This window comes from Microbacterium sp. (assembly GCF_051860965.1).
Classification (GTDB): domain Bacteria; phylum Actinomycetota; class Actinomycetes; order Actinomycetales; family Microbacteriaceae; genus Microbacterium.
The window spans coordinates 221,185-236,665 of sequence record NZ_JBIMKU010000007.1; the positions used below are offsets into that span (position 1 = coordinate 221,185).

Genomic DNA, 15,481 nt, shown 5'->3' on the forward strand with positions numbered 1-15,481 from the left:
ATCTCGACTCCTTCGTCTGCGTGCACACTCCGACGTGTGCGATTCCCGCGAATCTATGCGGGCGCTCCCCCGAGCGCGCGCTTGGTCGCATTGCGGGTCTTGTGCGCGTAGCGTGTGTTGAGCGCATATTGCTCACGGGCGTCGAGGAGGACGATGCGGTTCGCGACGAGGATCCTGCTGCTGCAGCTCGCGCTCGTCGCCGCTGTCGTGGCGGTGTGCACCGCGGTCTTCCTCGTCCTCGGCGTGCAGCAGCTGCGTGCCGAGTCCGAGTCCTCGGCTCTCAACATCGCCCGGACGGTGGCCGAGGACCCCGACGTGAGAGCGCTCGTCGCCGGGTTCTCGCAGGACCCTGGTGTTCCGGATGCCGCGCAGCTGCGCGACGGTGCGCTGCAGCAGATCGCGACCTCCGTCGCCGAGCGCACCGACGCCCTCTTCGTCGTCATCACGGATGACCACGGCATCCGTCTCGCCCATCCGAATCAGGAGCTCCTCGGTGAGGTCGTCTCGACGCCCTTCGCGGAGGTGATCGCCGGCAACGAAGTCGTCGACTGGGAGCGCGGCACGCTGGGCGAGTCGGCGCGGGCGAAGGTGCCGGTCTGGCCTCTCACCGGCGACGCGGCCGTGGGCGAGGTGAGCGTCGGCTTCGAACGCGCGAGCGTGTTCGACGACCTGCCGATCCTGCTCGCCTCGATCGCGCTCGCCGCGGCCGGCGCGCTCGGCCTCGCCGTGCTCGCGACGGTGCTCATGCGCCGCCGGTGGGAGCGGGTGACACTCGGCCTGCAGCCCGAGGACCTCGTCGCGCTCGTGCAGAACCAGGCGGCTGTGCTCGACGGCGTCGGCGACGGCGTGATCGCCCTCGACGAGGACGGCGTCGTGCGCGTGTGCAACGCGGCGGCAGGGCGGATGCTGGGGCTCTCCGATCCGGTCGGGCGGACGCTGACGGAGCTCGGCGTTCCCGCCGAGGTCCTCGCGGCCGCCCACGACGGCCGCGCACACGACGGGATCGCGTGGGGCGACCGCATCCTCTACCTCGACGCGCAGCCCGTGCGACGGGAGGGGCGTGATCTCGGCGAGATCCTGATCGTGCGCGACCGGACCGACGTGGTCGCCCTGAGTGAGCGCCTCGACACCGTCCGCGCGATGACGGGGGCCCTGCGCGTGCAGCGTCACGAGTTCGCGAACCGGATGCACGTCGCGACGGGCCTCATCGACGCCGGGCGGGCAACCGACGCGCGGGAGTTCCTCGCCGAGCAGCTCGAACGCAGTCCCGTCGACATCGACGTGCCGGGGATCGCGCTCGTCGCGGATCCGTTCATCCAGTCTTTCCTCGGCGCGAAGGCGATCGAGCTGGCCGAGCGCGGCATCGCCTTGTCCGTCGGCGACGAGACGCTCGTCATCGGATCGGTCGCGGACGTCGAGGATGTCGCGACCATCCTCGGCAACCTGATCGACAACGCGGCGACGGCCGCGGCGCGGAACGGAACGCCTGCGTGGGTCGAGGTCGGACTGCTGACCGACGGGTCGGAGCTCGTGCTGACGGTGGCGGACTCCGGACAGGGAGTTGCGCCGGACGCCGACGTGTTCGGCGGCAGGGCGGTCGAAGACGCCCCGGCCGACGCCATCCACGGTCTCGGGATCGGCCTGCCGCTCTCGCGCGACATCGCACGGCGCGCCGGGGGCGACGTCTGGCTCATCGACGCGGGCGGTGGCGGCGCAGGAGCGGTCTTCGGGGCACGTCTTCCGGCGGTCATGACGAACACGAGAGAGGGATCGGAATGAGCATCACCGTGCTGATCGTCGACGACGACTTCCGCGTGGGAGCGCTTCATCACGACATCGTGGCCGCGCGGCCGGGCTTCACCGCCTTGGAGCCCGTGCGCTCGGTCGGCGAGGCCACCCGTGCCGTCGCGGCGCAACGTCCCGACCTGCTGCTCGTGGACGTCTACCTCCCCGATGGCGACGGGATCGAACTGGCCCGGGCATCCGCGACCGACGCCATGGTGCTGTCGGCCGCGAACGACGCCCCGACCGTGCGGCGCGCTCTCGGCGCCGGCGCGCTCGCGTATCTGTTCAAGCCCTTCGACACCGGCGTGCTCGCCGGCCACCTGGACCGCTACGCGCGCTTCCGCAACCTCGTGCACCACGACCGGGTGCTGTCGCAGGCGGACCTCGATCGAGCGCTCGCGATCCTTCATGGCGCAGGCGATCAGTCCTCCGTCTCGCGATCGGCGACCGAGCAGCTCGTCCTCGAGCGCCTCGGCACCGACGAGGCATCCGCGAGCGAGGTGGCAGACCGCGCCGGCATCTCGCGGGCGACGGCGCAGCGTCACCTCTCGGCACTCGCGACCCGCGGGGTCATCGACGTACGGCTGCGCTACGGCACCACCGGGCGCCCCGAGCACCGGTACGCCGCGCGACCGAGCACACCCTGACGGACGTCGATCGTCACGGTTCCGTCGATGTCAACCCCCTTCGCCTCCGCGTCGGCGCGGCACAAGCTGTACCTGACGAAGGGTCGAGATGACATCCGAGAATCAGCGTGCCGGCGAGGACGACGACGAGGGCTTCGAGGGGCCGGATGTCGAGCGGTCCGTGCATGACGAACCCGTCCTCGAGGACGTCGGCGACAGCGAACTCGACGACAGCGCCGACTCGTACGTGAGCCCGGCTCGCACCGGCGGATCCGAAGGGCACGAGCATGACTGAGCGGGAGCCCGAGAACGTTCCGGAAGACGATCCGGCGGCAGACGCGGGATCCGAGTCGCCGGAAGAAGGCGACGCGGCCATGGAGGCGGCAGAGGAGGCTCGGAATGACTGAGCAGGACGAGAAGGCATCGCGCAACGATGCGGAGGGCGAGTCCAAGCCGGACGGACTCGGCCAGGACGGCACGATCCCGAACGCGCCCGACGGCGTGGCCGCGGGGCACACGGGTGAATCATCGACGTTCGAGCCCGAAGAGGACGAGCAGGCCGGCGAGGATCGCTGAGGCCGATGAGCGATGAGGCGGACCTCGACACGGTGATCCTCGACCTGCTGTCGAAGCGGTCGCCGTCATCGAGCGTCTGCCCTTCAGAAGCCGCCCGCGCCGTCGGCGGCGACGAGTGGCGCGATCGAATGGACGACGCCCGCGCGGCCGCCGGTCGCCTGGCCGATGCCGGGCTCGTCGATGTCACCCAGGGCGGGGAGGTCGTTGACGTCCGGACGGCGCGGGGCCCTGTGCGGATCCGCCGCCGCCCCTGAGACAGCCCTGACGCGCGTCTCGGTCCGATCGCCGCGATCGGTCTTCGCGCGGCTAGCGTGGAGGGATGACTACGCAAGCCGAGAAAGCTCAGACCCTCGCCCGACTGCACGCTGCTCCCGAGATCCTCCGCGTCGTGAACGTGTGGGATGTCGTTTCCGCGAAGGCCGTCGCCGCGCTCCCCGAGACCCGCGCGATCGCCACGGCCGGGCACTCGATCGCCGCGACGTTCGGCTACGAGGACGGCGAGAACATCCCGCTCGAGACCATGCTCGACATGGTCGGACGAATCGTGCAGGCCGTCGGCGATCTGCCCGTCTCGGCCGACCTCGACGCCGGCTACGGCAACGCGGGCGAGACCGCACGTCGGGCCATCGGGGTGGGAGTCGTCGGAGCGAACGTCGAGGACCGCCTGCGTCCCCTCGACGAGTCCGTCGCCGCGGTGAAGGCCATCATCGCGGCCGGCGCCGCCGAGGGCGTGCCGTTCGCCCTGAACGCGCGCACCGACGCGCTCATCCGTGGCGGCGATCGCCCCCTCGAAGAGTCGATCGCCGATGCGATCGCGCGTGGTCGCGCGTACCTCGACGCGGGTGCGGACGTCGTCTTCGTGCCGGGACGAGTGGATGCCGAGACCGCCCGCCGCCTCGTCGAGGGCATCGGCGAGCGCAAGGTCAGCGTCATCGGCGTGCCCGGCGCCCTGCGCGCCGCGGAGTACGAGGCGCTCGGCGTCGCCCGGATCTCCTACGGTCCGCTCCCCCAGCGGGTGGCCCTGACCGCGCTGCAGGATCTCGCCGCCGATCTGTATGCCGACGGCGTCATCCCGTCGACGACCCGCGAGCTCAACTGAGCACCGGCAGACGGCTGCGGAGTCCCGTACCGCAGCCGTCTGGTCGTCTGAAGACCGACCGAACCCCACACGACGACTCGAAAGGATCGCATGCGCAAGCTCGTCTACTACGTGGCGACGACCCTCGACGGATTCATCGCCGGACCCGACGCCGCTGACCCCAGCGGGCAGGACTACTTCCCCGTCACACCCGATCTCGTGCAGTTCATCGTCGAGAACCATCCGGAGACCCTGCCCGCGCCCGCGCGGAAGGCGCTCGCCATCGACGGCGCCGGGCGCGTCTTCGACACGGTCGTGGAAGGGCGGCACTCCTACGAGATCGGGCTCGCCGCCGGGCTGACCAACGCCTACCCGCACCTGCGGCACATCGTCTTCTCGCGGACCATGACCGCCAGCCCCGACCCCGACGTCCAACTCGTGTCATCCGACCCGTCGTCCTTCGTGCGGGAGCTGAAGGCGGAAACCGGCGGAGATATCTGGCTCGTCGGCGGCGGGAAGATCGCAGCCGCTCTGCTGCCCGAGATCGACCGGCTCATCCTGAAGCTGAACCCGTCGGTCATCGGGTCGGGCGTGCCTCTCTTCGACGGATCGTTCTCGTCCTACCTGTTCGAACCTGTGGACGAGGTCGCCCTGGACGGCGGAGTCCGCGTGCTGACGTACGACCGCCGACGAGCATGAGCTAAGAGCGGGTCGCCCGCACGCGGATCTACCGACAACCCACCCGGAACGGAAGAAGCGCCCCACGAGGGGGCGCTTCTTCCGTAGCGGGAGCGGGGCTTGAACCCGCGACCTCACGATTATGAGTCGTGCGCTCTCACCAACTGAGCTACCCCGCCGCAACGGCATCCGTGGATGCTGCGAGCCCCGAGTCAGGATTGAACTGACGACCCCTTCCTTACCATGGAAGTGCTCTGCCACTGAGCTATCGGGGCGTGTCACCTGCGCGCAGGCAACTAGACGAGGATACCAGAGCACCGGCATCCCGCTGAATCGCGGGTCAGCCTCCGGCGTGCTGTCGCAGCCAGGGAAGCGGGTCGATCGGCGTCGTGCCGTTCTGCAGGATCTCGAAGTGCGTGTGGGCGCCGAACGAGCGACCCGTGTTGCCCGTGTGACCGAGGACGGTGCCGACCGTGACCTGCTGGCCGGGGACCACCTGAAGCGAGCCGTACTGCATGTGCGCGTAGTGGCTCGAGACCAGCTGCCCGTCGATGATGTGATCGATGATGACGTGTACGCCGTAGGCGCCGCCCGACTCGCTCGCGACGCGCACGGTGCCGTCCGCGATCGCCTGGATGGGCGATCCCGCGCCGGGGGTGAAGTCGATGCCCTGGTGCATCGCGCCCGAGCGCATGCCGAAGCCGTACGACATCGGCACACCGACCGCGAACGGCCACTGGATCGGAGACGTCGGGTCGTTCACGAAGAGGTTCGAGAAGTTCTGGATGCCCGACTCGCGCGCGATCTCGGCCATCGAGACGGTCGCGTAGTTCTCGGAGCGAGCGACGGCGATGTCCTCGGTCGTCGCGGGGGCGACGTACGCCTGGATCGCATCCGCGTCAGCGCCCTCGGTCTCGACGTCGCCGGGTGCGACGACCGACATCGCCGAGGTCGTCGTGCCGCCGGCGGCGGCGACAGCCTCGGCGGGCGTCGTCATGCCGACGGTCATCAGACCCACGACGCCGAAGACGCCGATCGAGAACGAGGTCGCCGCGATGCGCTTGAACGCGAGTCCGCGGGTGCGGCGCGCCTTGCGGGGCACGGCGTGGGCGATGATCGGCTCGTCGACGGGAGCGGAGGGCTCCTCGGTGATGATCGCGGTCTCGCCCGTGAAGGAGAACAGGCGGGCGGCGGCCTCGAAGTCGTCGGCGATGGATGCCGCACCCTCGGCATCCTCCGTCGCGATCTCTTCGACGGGCTCCGCCACAGAAGGCTCGATCAGCGCGAACGGCGTGATCCGGTCTTCGACGATCGGCTCGGCCGCAGCGGGCTGGACGAGTTCGACGGGCTCGGCGACGGAAGGCTCGACGAGCTCGAACGGCTCGACGGGGGTGAGCACGGTCTCGACGACGGGCTCGGCCGCGGGAGCGGGACGCGGTGCACGCAGCGTGGCCCGGCGCGGCAGCGGCTCGGGCATCGCGAATGCCTCCGGCCCGATCTCGGGGACGGGGGCTGCCGCGCGGTCCGCGCGAGCGTCGCGACGCGAGCGCCGGGCGGGCTCGGCGGCGGGGAGGGGTTCGGGGATGACGACGTCTTCGACCGCGTCCAGCACGACGGCGGCGGATGCGGCCGCGATCTCGACGATCGGCGCAGCCGAGGCGATGACCGCGTCATGCGGTGAGGGCGCGGCATCCATCGTCTGCTCTTCGGCACCCCGCGTGTCAGCCGCAGCGACCGGCGTCAGCACCGCGTCGCGGCGGCGGCGTTCTGCGCGCGAAACCCCTGCGGTCTCCGAGGACGCCGGGACAGGCGTGGTGGAGGGTCGGCTGGAGCGCCGGGTCGGCGCGGCATCAGCCAGGGGGTTGTCGTGCAGCAAAACGGAAGCAGGCTCTCGGGTTCATGCCGTGGCCGGGGGGAGGGGCGGCAGTCGGACGGGTACGAGATCCCTCCGAGGTTCGGGCCACGGAGGTAACGATCGGATAAACACTAACCCAGGCCCCCTGAGAATGCCATGTGCGGACGCCATCGACACGCGATCAATCGAGGGCGAGGGCGAGGAGCTCGTCGAAAAGCCCTCGACCGGCGGCCACCGTCAGGGGACGTTGCGGTGACGATCCGTCGGCGCGCCCGAAGACCCCACCGGCCTCGGTGACCAGCAGCGCACCGGCGGCGTGATCCCACGGAGAGAGTCCGCGCTCGTAGTAGCCGTCGAGACGTCCCGCGGCGACATAGGCGAGGTCGAGGGATGCCGCGCCGGCGCGACGGACGTCGCGCGCGATCGGCATCACGCGGGCGACCCGGGCCAGATCGCCCTCGTGCGTCGCGGGGTCGTAGCCGAAACCCGTCGCGAGCAGCGCGCCCGCGGCCGAGGGCTCGTCGTTCACGTGAAGTCGCTCGTCGCCGAGCCACGCGCCATGCCCCACCGCCGCATGGAAGAGCTCGTCGGTCGCCGGCGCGTACACGGCTGCGGCCACGGCGTTCCACTCCCCGACGATCGGCGGACCGGTGACGGCGGCGATGCTCACGCCGTACGCGGGGATGCCGTAGGCGTAGTTCACCGTGCCGTCGATCGGGTCGACGACCCACGTCACGCCGGTCGCGCCCTCCTCGGCGCCGGACTCCTCGCCCAGGAAGCCGTCGCCCGGCCGGCGCTCCGCGATGCGGGCGCGGATGAGCGCTTCGACCTCGCGATCGGCTTCCGTGACGATGTCGGCGATCGCCGACTTCGTCGCGGCGATCGCGACGCCTTCCGCACGGCGGCGGCGTGCCAGAGCGCCCGCCTCCCGCGCGATCTCGATGGCGATGGCTTCGAGCTCGGTCGCATCCGTCATCCCCCCACGCTATCGGCGGCGAGCCCGCCGGCGGGCGGGGGTTAACGTGGACGCATGGCCGAAGCAGTCCGCGCGCACACCCATGACGTCGTCATCGTCGGCGGAGGGCACAACGCTCTCGTCGCCGCCGCGTACCTCGCGCGCGCGGGCCGCTCCGTCACCGTGATGGAGCGTCTCGACCATGTCGGCGGCGCGGCCGTGTCGGAGCGCCCGTGGGCGGGAGTGGATGCCCGGCTCTCGCGGTACTCGTATCTCGTCAGCCTGCTCCCCCGGCGGATCATCGACGACCTCGGCCTGTCGATCGAGCTGCTCCGTCGCCGCTACTCCTCGTACACGCCTCTTCCGGGTGACCCGTCGCGTGGCATCCTCGTCGACACGGGGGATGCCGAGGCCACTGCGGCCTCGTTCCTGCGCGCGACAGGCGACCCTGACGAGGCCGCGCGGTTCGGGGCCTTGTACGAGCGGATCGCGCCCGTCGCGAAGCGGCTGTTCCCGACGGTCACCGAGCCGCTCGCACGTCGAGAGGACGTGCGCCGGCTGGTCGGCGACGACGATCTCTGGGACGACCTCTTCGAGAAGCCCCTGGGAGGGATGCTGCGGGCCGCGCTCGACACCGACATCGCCCGGGGCATCGCGCTGACCGACGGACTCATCGGCACGTTCTCGAGCGCCGACGACGACAGCCTGCGTCAGAACCGCTGCTTCCTCTACCACGTCATCGGCGGCGGGACCGGCGACTGGGATGTCCCGGTCGGCGGCATGGGTCGCGTCACGGCCGAGCTCGAGCGCGCCGCGCGCGAGGCCGGCGCCGAGCTGCGGACCGGCGCAGCGGTGGTGGCGGTCTCACCCGGGGGCGAGGTCGAACTCGCGGGCGGCGAGATTCTCCGCGGTCGGGTCGTGCTGAGCGGCGTCGGGCGGCGCGTGCTCGACGGGCTGATGGACGCGGGGGGCGCGGCATCCATCCCCGCCGACCGACCCGAGGGCGCCCAGGTCAAAGTGAACATGCTGCTCACGAGGCTTCCCCGGCTGCGCGACGAGAACGTCGCCCCCGAGGCCGCCTTCGCGGGCACCTTCCACATCAACGAGACGATGACGCAGCTGGATGCCGCATACGAGACCGCGGCCGGCGGAGGCATCCCGCATCCCCTCCCGGCCGAGATCTACTGCCATTCGCTCACCGACCCGTCCATCCTCGGGCCGGAGCTGCAGGCGTCCGGGGCGCAGACGCTCACGCTGTTCGGCCTGCACGTGCCGCACCGCATCGTCGCGGACGCCGATCCCGACGCGATCCGCGCCGAGCTGCTGCGGGCGGCGCAGGCATCCCTCGACGCGGTCCTCGCCGAGCCGATCGCCGACGTGATCTACAGGGCGCCCGACGGTTCGCCCTGCATCGAGGCGAAGACGACCGCCGACCTCGAGCGCGAGCTCGGCATGATCGGCGGCGACATCTTCCACGGGTCGCTGTCGTGGCCGTGGGCCGGTGACGACGAGCCGCTCGACACCCCGGCCCAGCGCTGGGGCGTCGCGACGGAGCATCCCGCGATCCTGCTGTGCGGATCGAGCGCACGACGCGGTGGCGCGGTCAGCGGACTCGGCGGCCACAACGCCGCGATGGCCGCGCTCGAACTCCTCGCGGCGGCGGACGCCTGACGTCGTTCGGCGCGCCCTGATACCGCCGTCTAGCCTCGGGGTGTCGCTCTATCGCGGGGGCTGTGTCGGAAGCGGCGGCGGAGGCGGGAAGCCCTCGTATCCCGAGCGGCCTCCTGCCGCGTGCGCGGGAGCCGCGACCGGAGAAGGAGGGCCCGAGACCGGCGCGGACGGCTCGTGCAAGGGCGCGTAGCCGACGACGACGGCACCGGGCGAGGGATACCCCGTGTAGTACGCGCCCCAGTCGGGCGAGCCGTCGGGCATGACGGGAAGCGGAGTGACCCCGTCCACGAAGGTCGGCCACGGGAGCGGCTGGCCGGGTGCGACCTGCGCCGATGCGGGAACGATCCCCGCGCGCGACGCCCTCGGCGCGAACAGGACGTTCACGAGCGGGATGAGCATGGTGCCCACCGCGGCGAGGATGGCGACGGCCACGACGAAGCGCCAGTACAGCTCGGGCAGGTCGAGGTACTCCCACCCGGCGAGCGGGACGATCAGGAGCGCGGCGAGCACGACGACGAGCGCGATCGTGATGATCGTCACGACCTGGGTGAACGGTGTCACGTAGCGCTGCGCGGCCTTGGTGAACAGACGCACGTGCAGGAGAACGAGCTGCACGATCAGCACGATCAGCAGGAACTGGATGAAGCGGCCGAACCCGCTGAAGTACGAGCGCTCCGGCATCCAGATCATCACCGCGCCGATGAGCAGCAGCAGCACCCAGCCGGCCATGCTCGACAGCGCGAACCACGACGGTCGGCGCGGCGCGAGATGCGCGTCGAGGATCGCCGCGCCCGAGAACGCGACGAGCAGCAGGATCGACAGGAATGCCTTGCCGATGATGCCGTTGCTCGCACCGACGAAGATCCACACGACGCATACGATCGCGGCAGCAATGAGAGCGCCGATCGCGACCCAGATCGCGGCGCGGATCAGCGACGTCGGGCGCTCGGGCTGCTGCGGATAGGGCGCGGGTGCGGTCATGGTCGTCCTCGTCTCTGACGGTCGTGCCTCGTGATCATCCTGGCACGCGGCCCAGTTGCTCCACGAGTTCGGATCCGGCGAGAGCCAGCAGCGCGGCGCCCGGCAGGAACAGCTTGCTCGAGCGCACTCCCCCGCCGATGACGACGATGGATGCCGCGGCCACTCGCGCATCGACGAGGATCGGCCACCCCGACGGCAGGCCGATGGGCGTGATCCCGCCGTACTCCATGCCGGTGAGCTCGACGGCCTCGTCCATCGGCGCGAAGGATGCCGATCGCACGTCGATGATGCGCCGGACGACGCCGTTGACGTCTGCCCGAGTGGTCGCGAGAACCATGCAGGCGGCGAAGCGGATGTCTCCCCCGCGCTTGCCCTTCACGACGACGCAGTTGGCACTGGCATCCATCGCGATCCCGTACCGCTCGCAGAACGCCGCCGTATCGGCCACCTCGGCGTCGATCTCGGCGACGCCGATCGTCGCGGCGACTGCGGGGTCGAGGCGTTCGAGCGCGGCGGCGACGGGCGCCGCGACGAGGTCGAGGTGCTCGAGCACGGGTCGAGGCGCGAGCCTTCCCGAGCCGGTCCAGTTCATGCGCTCACGCTACCCGGCGGCCGCTTCGTCGCCGGGCGCCGCGTGACCGAACACGGCGTCGACGGCGAGACGGAGCGTGGATGCCTCGACCTCCGCGCGGGGCAGGAGTTCGGGGAACGCGCGGTCGAGCGAGAGTCCGTCGATCACGACCATGAGCAGGTGGAGACGCGTGCGCATGTCGCCGGGCGGCAGGGCGCCCTCGGCCTCGAGGATCGCGAGCCATGACTCGATGCGGTGCGCTGCCTGGCGGGCGATCACGAGGTAGCCCTGCCGAGCCGCGTCGGAAGCTTCGGGCGCGAGGAAGGTCTCATAGAGCACCTGCCACGTGCGACGCGCCTGCGTCTCTGTGCTGAAGGGCTCGAGCAGTCCGATGAGGCACTCCACGAGCCGCTCCCGCGGCGGCACCGTCGTGTCGCGGATGCGCTCGTCGGGCATGGCTTCGGCGTACAGCCGGGTGAGAGCGGCGTCGAACAGCGCGCGCTGCGTGGGGAAGTAGTGACGGAGGGTGCTCGCCCCCACGCCGGCACGCGCGGCGACGTTGCGCACACTCGGACTCTCAGAGGCACCCTCGCGCAGAATCCCGACCGCGGCATCGACGATCTTCTCTCGCGTGCTGATGATCCGCCTCCTCTCCTGCTTCGGGAATACTATCCGCTAGCACAGCGTACTAGTACAGTGTGCTAGTTTCAGCTCACCACTCCTCAGAAGGGCCTGCACCGATGAACGACTCGACTCCGGAGAGGGCGATCGCGACCCGTCACGGAATCACGGACGACCTCATGCTCCTCCTCTTCGACCCCCACTCGGGCACGATCGCCGGCGAGGGCACGCTGTTCTACGTGCTCGCCGGCGCGCTCTTGAGCGACCTGGCCCTCGAGGGCCTCGTGCGAACCGAGGGCGACGGCCTCGGAGGGCCGCTGGTCCTCGCCCGGAGCGACGCCGCGCCCGATGACGAACTGCTCCGGACCGGCTGGCAGTACGTCGTGGACAAGCCCCGTCGGGTGCAGACCGTGCTCGCCGCCGTCGGCCCACAGCTTCGCGGCCCCGTGCTGGATCGGCTCGTGGCTCGGGGCGACCTCGCACGCACGCGGGGGCGAGTGCTCGGCATCCTTCCCACCGAACGACTTCGCCTCGGTGTCACGGGCCGTCGAGAAGCCCTGGTCGCGAATGCCCGAGCGGCCCTCGTCGACGGCGCCGAGCCCGATTCGCGAACGGCTGCCCTGGTCGCACTCCTGTCCGCGAGCGGATCGCTCCCCAGCCTGTGGCGCGAGATCCCCTGGACCGGACCCGTCGCCGAGCGTGCCCGAGCGTTCGAGCGCGGAGATGTCGGCGCAGACGGTGCCGCAGAGGCCGTCGCCCGCACGATGGCCGCGATCGTCGTCAACTCCCTCGTCGCCGCGAGCGTGATCGCTCCGCGCTGACCCTCACCGCCTCCCCACTCCCTCTACATGGGCGCTGCGTCGCCGCGCCCGGAAACGGACTCACCATGAACATCGTCGAGTTCCTGCAGGACCTGATGTCCCAGGTCCCCGCACTCGTGCAGCCTCTCATCGTCGCGCTCGCGGCGGCCATCCCGTTCGTCGAAGGCGAGCTCGCATCCGTGCTCGGCGTGTGGGCCGGCCTCAACCCGTTCGTCGCCTTCCTCGCCGCCGTCGCCGGCAACTTCATGTCGGTCTTCGTCGTGGTCGGTTTCGGCGCCCGCATCCGCTCGGCGATCGTCGACCGCCGGGCCCGGCAGCGGGAGCTGGTGAACGCGGACGGAACCACAGCTTCCGCCCCGGCGGCGGGTGCCGAAGTCGTCAAACCCGAATCGAAGGGACGTCAGCGGTTCCGTCGATTCCTCGTGCGATTCGGCGTCCCCGGCGCGAGCATCCTGGGCCCGCTCGCCCTGCCCACGCAGTTCACGTCGGCGATGCTCGTCGCGACGGGGGTCTCGAAAGCCTGGATCCTTCTGTGGCAGGCGGTTGCGATCGTGCTCTGGACGGGAGCCACGACAGCTGTCGCCGCCGGGGTGCTCGCGCTCGTCGCCGGCTGAATCCCCGCCACATCCATGAACGAATGAAGGCCTCCGCTGCGCGGAGGCCTTCATTCGTTCGGTGGCGAGTGAGGGATTCGAACCCCCGAAGTCGAAGACGGCTGATTTACAGTCAGATCCCTTTGGCCGCTTGGGTAACTCGCCAGGTGCGCACCTGTCCGGCTTGTGCAGTCGACCAGAGGCGCGATCAACAATCCTACCTGGTGATGCGAGGCACGAGAAACCAGCGTGGTCAGGTGCCGATCGCGTCGACGTCGAGTCCCTCGAGGGCCGAAGGAAGACGCAGCAGAGCGCCTTCGAAACGGCAGGTGGCGGCTGCGGCATCCATCGCCGTCCCGAGCACGGCAGACCACCCCTCGCGCGACGTCGGTGTCGTCTCGAGCAGCGCGGCGATCGTCGCGGCGAAGGCCGCGTCGCCGCCGCCCATCGTGTCGACGATGCGACCGGGGAGGTCCGAGATCGGGGCGGTCACGACATCCGACCCCGCCTCGATCGCGGCCCCGTTCGCTCCGTAGGTCGCCAGCACCGCCCGAGCACCGAGGTCGATCAGGGTCGCGCGCAGTGCGTCGAGCGGTTCGCCGTAGAGCAGCGCCGCATCGTCCTCGCCGACCTTCACGAGCGCCGCGCCCGGCACGACGCTCTCGAACCCCGAGACGAATCGCTCGCGGTCGTGGAGCATGCCGGTGCGCGGGTTCGGGTCGATCGCGAGGCGCGACCCGCCGGCCGCATCGGCGAGGGCGGCCGTCTGCGCCTGGTCGTCGAACGGGAAGCAGCTCACGACGACGATCGCGGCATCCGCCATCGCCGCGCGCTCCGCCTCGCCGAAGTCGACCGCGCGGTTCCATGCGGCCTCGTTGAACTCGTAGGTCGGCTCACCCGACGCTCCGCGCGTCGACACGGCTCGCGAGGATCCGTGGGGGCCGACCGTCGCGATCAGCTCGACACCGAAGTCGTCGAGATACGAGCGGATGCGGCTGCCCGCCTCGTCATCGCCGACCATCGCGATGAGCGTCGCGGGAACCCCGAGCCGTGAGAGTCCGACGGCCACGTTGAGCGCGGCGCCGCCGACGAACTCGCGTACACCGCCCGTGTCGCGCAGCTCGTCGATGAGCGCGTCGCCGATGACGACGGCGCGGCCGGTCATCGGCGTGACCCCGCGGTGTCGAGCACGCGGGCGACGAACGACTCGACGCGCGTGCGCGTGCCGTCGATGCGCCTGTCGACACTCGCGCGGATCTCGCTCGGCGCGAGGGGCGCGGCGAGCCGCACGTTCTCATGGCACGAGAGGTCGGCGCAGATGTACGTGCCCACGCTGTCACCGTGCTCGCCCGCGTCACCGGCCTTGCGCGCCGTGAACAGCGCGACCTGGTCGGCCGGCTGCATCGTGTGACACAGATTGCACATGGCCGATCGCGCGAGGGAGGAGCCCTCGGACGATCGCACCACGATCCCGCGCGGCTCGCCGTCGAGCTCGACGACGATGTAGCCGCGCCCGCGCGTGCGGGGATCACGCACCGCCCAGAAATCCAGGTGGTCCCAGTCGGCGAGCACGAGCTCGACGGGCACCGAGAGCACCCGCAGCTCGTCGGGCGTGGCGTTGGCCAGCGCGGCGCGGATGTCGTCTTCGGTCAAAGGACGCATGCCACCTCCTCGGTGTCGCGTCCCCAGTCTACGAACGCCGGATGCCTGCGCCACCCCGAGCCATCCGATCGTTCAGGCGGAGGCGGGCTCCGCTTCGTCCTCGCGGGCGACGTCGCCCGCGGCATCCGTCCCCTTGCGCTCACGGATGAGGAATCCGAAGCCGAAGGCGATGAAGAACATCAGCACGCCGTAGACCGCCGCCGGCAGCGAGAGCTCGACCGAGCCGAGCACCGTCTGCGCGATCACGATGGCGAGGGTCGCATTGTGGATGCCGATCTCGAACGATGTCGCGATCGCCTGGCGCTTGCCGACCTTGAGCCAGCGCGGCACGACGTAGCCGACGGCGAGGCTGATGAGGCAGAACACGATCGTGATGATCGACAGGCGGGCGAAGTTGTCCACGAGGAGCGCCCAGTTGGATGCCACGGCCCCCGCGATCACGACGACGAGGATGACGACCGACGCGATGCGCACCGGCTTGTCCATCGCGGCGGCGAACCTCGGCCAGAACCGGCGCACGACCATGCCGAGCGCGACCGGCAGCAGCACGATCGCGAACACCTCGGCGGCCTTGGCCCACTGCATGCCGAGCTGGTCGTCGAACGGCTCGAAGTACCAGATCGCGAAGTTGGTGATGAGCGGCAGCGTGATCACCGCGATGACGGAGTTTACCGCCGTGAGCGAGATGTTCAGCGCGATGTCGCCCCGGAACAGGTGGCTGTAGAGATTGGCGGTCGTGCCGCCGGGCGAGGCGGCGAGCATCATCATGCCGACGGCGAGCACGGGAGGCAGCTGGAACGCGATCACCAGACCGAAGCAGATCGCAGGGAGCAGGATGAGCTGGCACAGCAGGGCGATGATCACCGCCTTGGGCTGCTTGAGCACCCGGGCGAAGTCACCGAGGGTGAGGCTGAGGCCCAGGCCGAACATGATGATGCCCAGGGCGACGGGAAGTCCGATGGTGGTCAACGCTGACATGGGACTCAGTGTGCCCGAAGCGGGCACCCC

Annotated in this window: 18 protein-coding genes and 3 tRNA genes; 10 read left to right on the forward strand and 11 right to left on the reverse strand. The window is 70.5% G+C overall.

Features of this window, described 5'->3' with window-relative positions; all coding sequences use genetic code 11:
* Positions 1–153 precede the first annotated feature (153 nt).
* From ACTIFV_RS14890 to ACTIFV_RS14920, 7 genes are all read left to right on the forward strand, one after another.
* Positions 154–1,779 carry an ATP-binding protein gene (locus ACTIFV_RS14890; RefSeq protein WP_439593576.1) on the forward strand — a complete coding sequence of 542 codons (1,626 nt, stop codon included), beginning with the start codon at positions 154–156 and terminating at the stop codon, positions 1,777–1,779.
* Positions 1,776–2,432 (forward strand): response regulator, encoded by a 657-nt coding sequence (locus tag ACTIFV_RS14895; RefSeq protein WP_439593577.1) that lies wholly within the window; start codon positions 1,776–1,778, stop codon positions 2,430–2,432. Before ACTIFV_RS14890 ends, ACTIFV_RS14895 begins: the two co-directional genes overlap by 4 nt.
* Before the next feature lie 88 nt (positions 2,433–2,520).
* A complete protein-coding gene (locus ACTIFV_RS14900; protein WP_439593578.1) occupies positions 2,521–2,706 on the forward strand; it encodes a hypothetical protein in 186 nt (61 codons plus the stop codon).
* Between the two features lie 104 nt (positions 2,707–2,810).
* Positions 2,811–2,987 (forward strand): hypothetical protein, encoded by a 177-nt coding sequence (locus tag ACTIFV_RS14905; RefSeq protein ID WP_439593579.1) that lies wholly within the window; start codon positions 2,811–2,813, stop codon positions 2,985–2,987.
* 5 nt (positions 2,988–2,992) lie between these two features.
* A complete protein-coding gene (locus tag ACTIFV_RS14910; RefSeq protein ID WP_439593580.1) occupies positions 2,993–3,241 on the forward strand; it encodes a DUF3253 domain-containing protein in 249 nt (82 codons plus the stop codon).
* Positions 3,242–3,306: 65 nt separating this feature from the next.
* A complete protein-coding gene (locus ACTIFV_RS14915; protein ID WP_439593581.1) occupies positions 3,307–4,086 on the forward strand; it encodes an isocitrate lyase/PEP mutase family protein in 780 nt (259 codons plus the stop codon).
* A gap of 90 nt (positions 4,087–4,176) precedes the next feature.
* Positions 4,177–4,764, forward strand: coding sequence for a dihydrofolate reductase family protein (locus ACTIFV_RS14920; protein WP_439593582.1), 588 nt, complete (start codon positions 4,177–4,179; stop codon positions 4,762–4,764).
* A gap of 84 nt (positions 4,765–4,848) precedes the next feature.
* Here the strand turns inward: ACTIFV_RS14920 and ACTIFV_RS14925 are convergent.
* From ACTIFV_RS14925 to ACTIFV_RS14940, 4 genes are all read right to left on the reverse strand, one after another.
* A tRNA-Met gene (locus ACTIFV_RS14925) sits at positions 4,849–4,922 on the reverse strand.
* A gap of 24 nt (positions 4,923–4,946) precedes the next feature.
* A tRNA-Thr gene (locus ACTIFV_RS14930) sits at positions 4,947–5,018 on the reverse strand.
* 65 nt (positions 5,019–5,083) lie between these two features.
* Positions 5,084–6,439 carry a peptidoglycan DD-metalloendopeptidase family protein gene (locus ACTIFV_RS14935; protein ID WP_439593583.1) on the reverse strand — a complete coding sequence of 452 codons (1,356 nt, stop codon included), beginning with the start codon at positions 6,437–6,439 and terminating at the stop codon, positions 5,084–5,086.
* A gap of 340 nt (positions 6,440–6,779) precedes the next feature.
* Positions 6,780–7,574: an inositol monophosphatase family protein gene (locus ACTIFV_RS14940; RefSeq protein WP_439593584.1), complete on the reverse strand. Its 795-nt coding sequence runs from the start codon at positions 7,572–7,574 to the stop codon at positions 6,780–6,782.
* A 54-nt stretch (positions 7,575–7,628) separates the two neighbouring features.
* Here ACTIFV_RS14940 and ACTIFV_RS14945 point away from each other — a divergent pair, with 54 nt between their 5' ends.
* Positions 7,629–9,224: a phytoene desaturase family protein gene (locus tag ACTIFV_RS14945; protein ID WP_439593585.1), complete on the forward strand. Its 1,596-nt coding sequence runs from the start codon at positions 7,629–7,631 to the stop codon at positions 9,222–9,224.
* A gap of 48 nt (positions 9,225–9,272) precedes the next feature.
* Here the strand turns inward: ACTIFV_RS14945 and ACTIFV_RS14950 are convergent, their stop codons facing one another.
* The 3 genes from ACTIFV_RS14950 to ACTIFV_RS14960 are packed head-to-tail and all read right to left on the reverse strand — an operon-like array spanning position 9,273 to position 11,448.
* Complete coding sequence (locus ACTIFV_RS14950; RefSeq protein ID WP_439593586.1) at positions 9,273–10,205, reverse strand: hypothetical protein; 933 nt, start codon at positions 10,203–10,205, stop codon at positions 9,273–9,275.
* Between the two features lie 34 nt (positions 10,206–10,239).
* The gene (locus tag ACTIFV_RS14955) at positions 10,240–10,797 is read right to left on the reverse strand and encodes a YbaK/EbsC family protein (protein WP_439593587.1); all 558 of its coding nucleotides are present in this window, start codon (positions 10,795–10,797) and stop codon (positions 10,240–10,242) included.
* Positions 10,798–10,806: 9 nt separating this feature from the next.
* Positions 10,807–11,448 carry a TetR/AcrR family transcriptional regulator gene (locus ACTIFV_RS14960; RefSeq protein ID WP_439593618.1) on the reverse strand — a complete coding sequence of 214 codons (642 nt, stop codon included), beginning with the start codon at positions 11,446–11,448 and terminating at the stop codon, positions 10,807–10,809.
* Positions 11,449–11,516: 68 nt separating this feature from the next.
* On the opposite strand from ACTIFV_RS14960, the gene ACTIFV_RS14965 reads away from it, so the two are divergent.
* Together ACTIFV_RS14965 and ACTIFV_RS14970 are read left to right on the forward strand one after the other, a co-directional pair.
* Complete coding sequence (locus tag ACTIFV_RS14965) at positions 11,517–12,218, forward strand: GOLPH3/VPS74 family protein (protein WP_439593588.1); 702 nt, start codon at positions 11,517–11,519, stop codon at positions 12,216–12,218.
* Positions 12,219–12,283: 65 nt separating this feature from the next.
* Positions 12,284–12,832, forward strand: a complete 549-nt coding sequence (locus ACTIFV_RS14970; protein ID WP_439593589.1) for a small multidrug efflux protein — start codon at positions 12,284–12,286, stop codon at positions 12,830–12,832.
* A gap of 62 nt (positions 12,833–12,894) precedes the next feature.
* On the opposite strand, the gene ACTIFV_RS14975 is transcribed toward ACTIFV_RS14970, so the two are convergent.
* The 4 genes from ACTIFV_RS14975 to ACTIFV_RS14990 all read right to left on the reverse strand — a co-directional run bounded on the left by ACTIFV_RS14975 (position 12,895) and on the right by ACTIFV_RS14990 (position 15,451).
* Positions 12,895–12,976 (reverse strand) — tRNA-Tyr (locus ACTIFV_RS14975).
* An 88-nt stretch (positions 12,977–13,064) separates the two neighbouring features.
* Positions 13,065–13,976: a PfkB family carbohydrate kinase gene (locus tag ACTIFV_RS14980; RefSeq protein ID WP_439593590.1), complete on the reverse strand. Its 912-nt coding sequence runs from the start codon at positions 13,974–13,976 to the stop codon at positions 13,065–13,067.
* A complete protein-coding gene (locus ACTIFV_RS14985) occupies positions 13,973–14,473 on the reverse strand; it encodes an FBP domain-containing protein (RefSeq protein WP_439593591.1) in 501 nt (166 codons plus the stop codon). Before ACTIFV_RS14985 ends, ACTIFV_RS14980 begins: the two co-directional genes overlap by 4 nt.
* A gap of 72 nt (positions 14,474–14,545) precedes the next feature.
* Entirely contained in the window at positions 14,546–15,451 is a 906-nt protein-coding gene (locus ACTIFV_RS14990; RefSeq protein ID WP_439593592.1) for a bile acid:sodium symporter family protein, read from the reverse strand.
* Positions 15,452–15,481: the final 30 nt, after the last annotated feature.

What these genes read in the sequence shown, in the direction of transcription:
- ACTIFV_RS14890 (WP_439593576.1), top strand. Translation starts at nt 154, where the DNA reads ATGCGGTTCGCGACGAGGATCCTGCTGCTGCAGCTCGCGCTCGTCGCC.
- ACTIFV_RS14895 (WP_439593577.1), top strand. Translation starts at nt 1,776, where the DNA reads ATGAGCATCACCGTGCTGATCGTCGACGACGACTTCCGCGTGGGAGCG.
- ACTIFV_RS14900 (WP_439593578.1), top strand. Translation starts at nt 2,521, where the DNA reads ATGACATCCGAGAATCAGCGTGCCGGCGAGGACGACGACGAGGGCTTC.
- ACTIFV_RS14905 (WP_439593579.1), top strand. Translation starts at nt 2,811, where the DNA reads ATGACTGAGCAGGACGAGAAGGCATCGCGCAACGATGCGGAGGGCGAG.
- ACTIFV_RS14910 (WP_439593580.1), top strand. Translation starts at nt 2,993, where the DNA reads ATGAGCGATGAGGCGGACCTCGACACGGTGATCCTCGACCTGCTGTCG.
- ACTIFV_RS14915 (WP_439593581.1), top strand. Translation starts at nt 3,307, where the DNA reads ATGACTACGCAAGCCGAGAAAGCTCAGACCCTCGCCCGACTGCACGCT.
- ACTIFV_RS14920 (WP_439593582.1), top strand. Translation starts at nt 4,177, where the DNA reads ATGCGCAAGCTCGTCTACTACGTGGCGACGACCCTCGACGGATTCATC.
- ACTIFV_RS14935 (WP_439593583.1), bottom strand. Translation starts at nt 6,439, where the DNA reads ATGGATGCCGCGCCCTCACCGCATGACGCGGTCATCGCCTCGGCTGCG.
- ACTIFV_RS14940 (WP_439593584.1), bottom strand. Translation starts at nt 7,574, where the DNA reads ATGACGGATGCGACCGAGCTCGAAGCCATCGCCATCGAGATCGCGCGG.
- ACTIFV_RS14945 (WP_439593585.1), top strand. Translation starts at nt 7,629, where the DNA reads ATGGCCGAAGCAGTCCGCGCGCACACCCATGACGTCGTCATCGTCGGC.
- ACTIFV_RS14950 (WP_439593586.1), bottom strand. Translation starts at nt 10,205, where the DNA reads ATGACCGCACCCGCGCCCTATCCGCAGCAGCCCGAGCGCCCGACGTCG.
- ACTIFV_RS14955 (WP_439593587.1), bottom strand. Translation starts at nt 10,797, where the DNA reads ATGAACTGGACCGGCTCGGGAAGGCTCGCGCCTCGACCCGTGCTCGAG.
- ACTIFV_RS14965 (WP_439593588.1), top strand. Translation starts at nt 11,517, where the DNA reads ATGAACGACTCGACTCCGGAGAGGGCGATCGCGACCCGTCACGGAATC.
- ACTIFV_RS14970 (WP_439593589.1), top strand. Translation starts at nt 12,284, where the DNA reads ATGAACATCGTCGAGTTCCTGCAGGACCTGATGTCCCAGGTCCCCGCA.
- ACTIFV_RS14980 (WP_439593590.1), bottom strand. Translation starts at nt 13,976, where the DNA reads ATGACCGGCCGCGCCGTCGTCATCGGCGACGCGCTCATCGACGAGCTG.
- ACTIFV_RS14985 (WP_439593591.1), bottom strand. Translation starts at nt 14,473, where the DNA reads ATGCGTCCTTTGACCGAAGACGACATCCGCGCCGCGCTGGCCAACGCC.
- ACTIFV_RS14990 (WP_439593592.1), bottom strand. Translation starts at nt 15,451, where the DNA reads ATGTCAGCGTTGACCACCATCGGACTTCCCGTCGCCCTGGGCATCATC.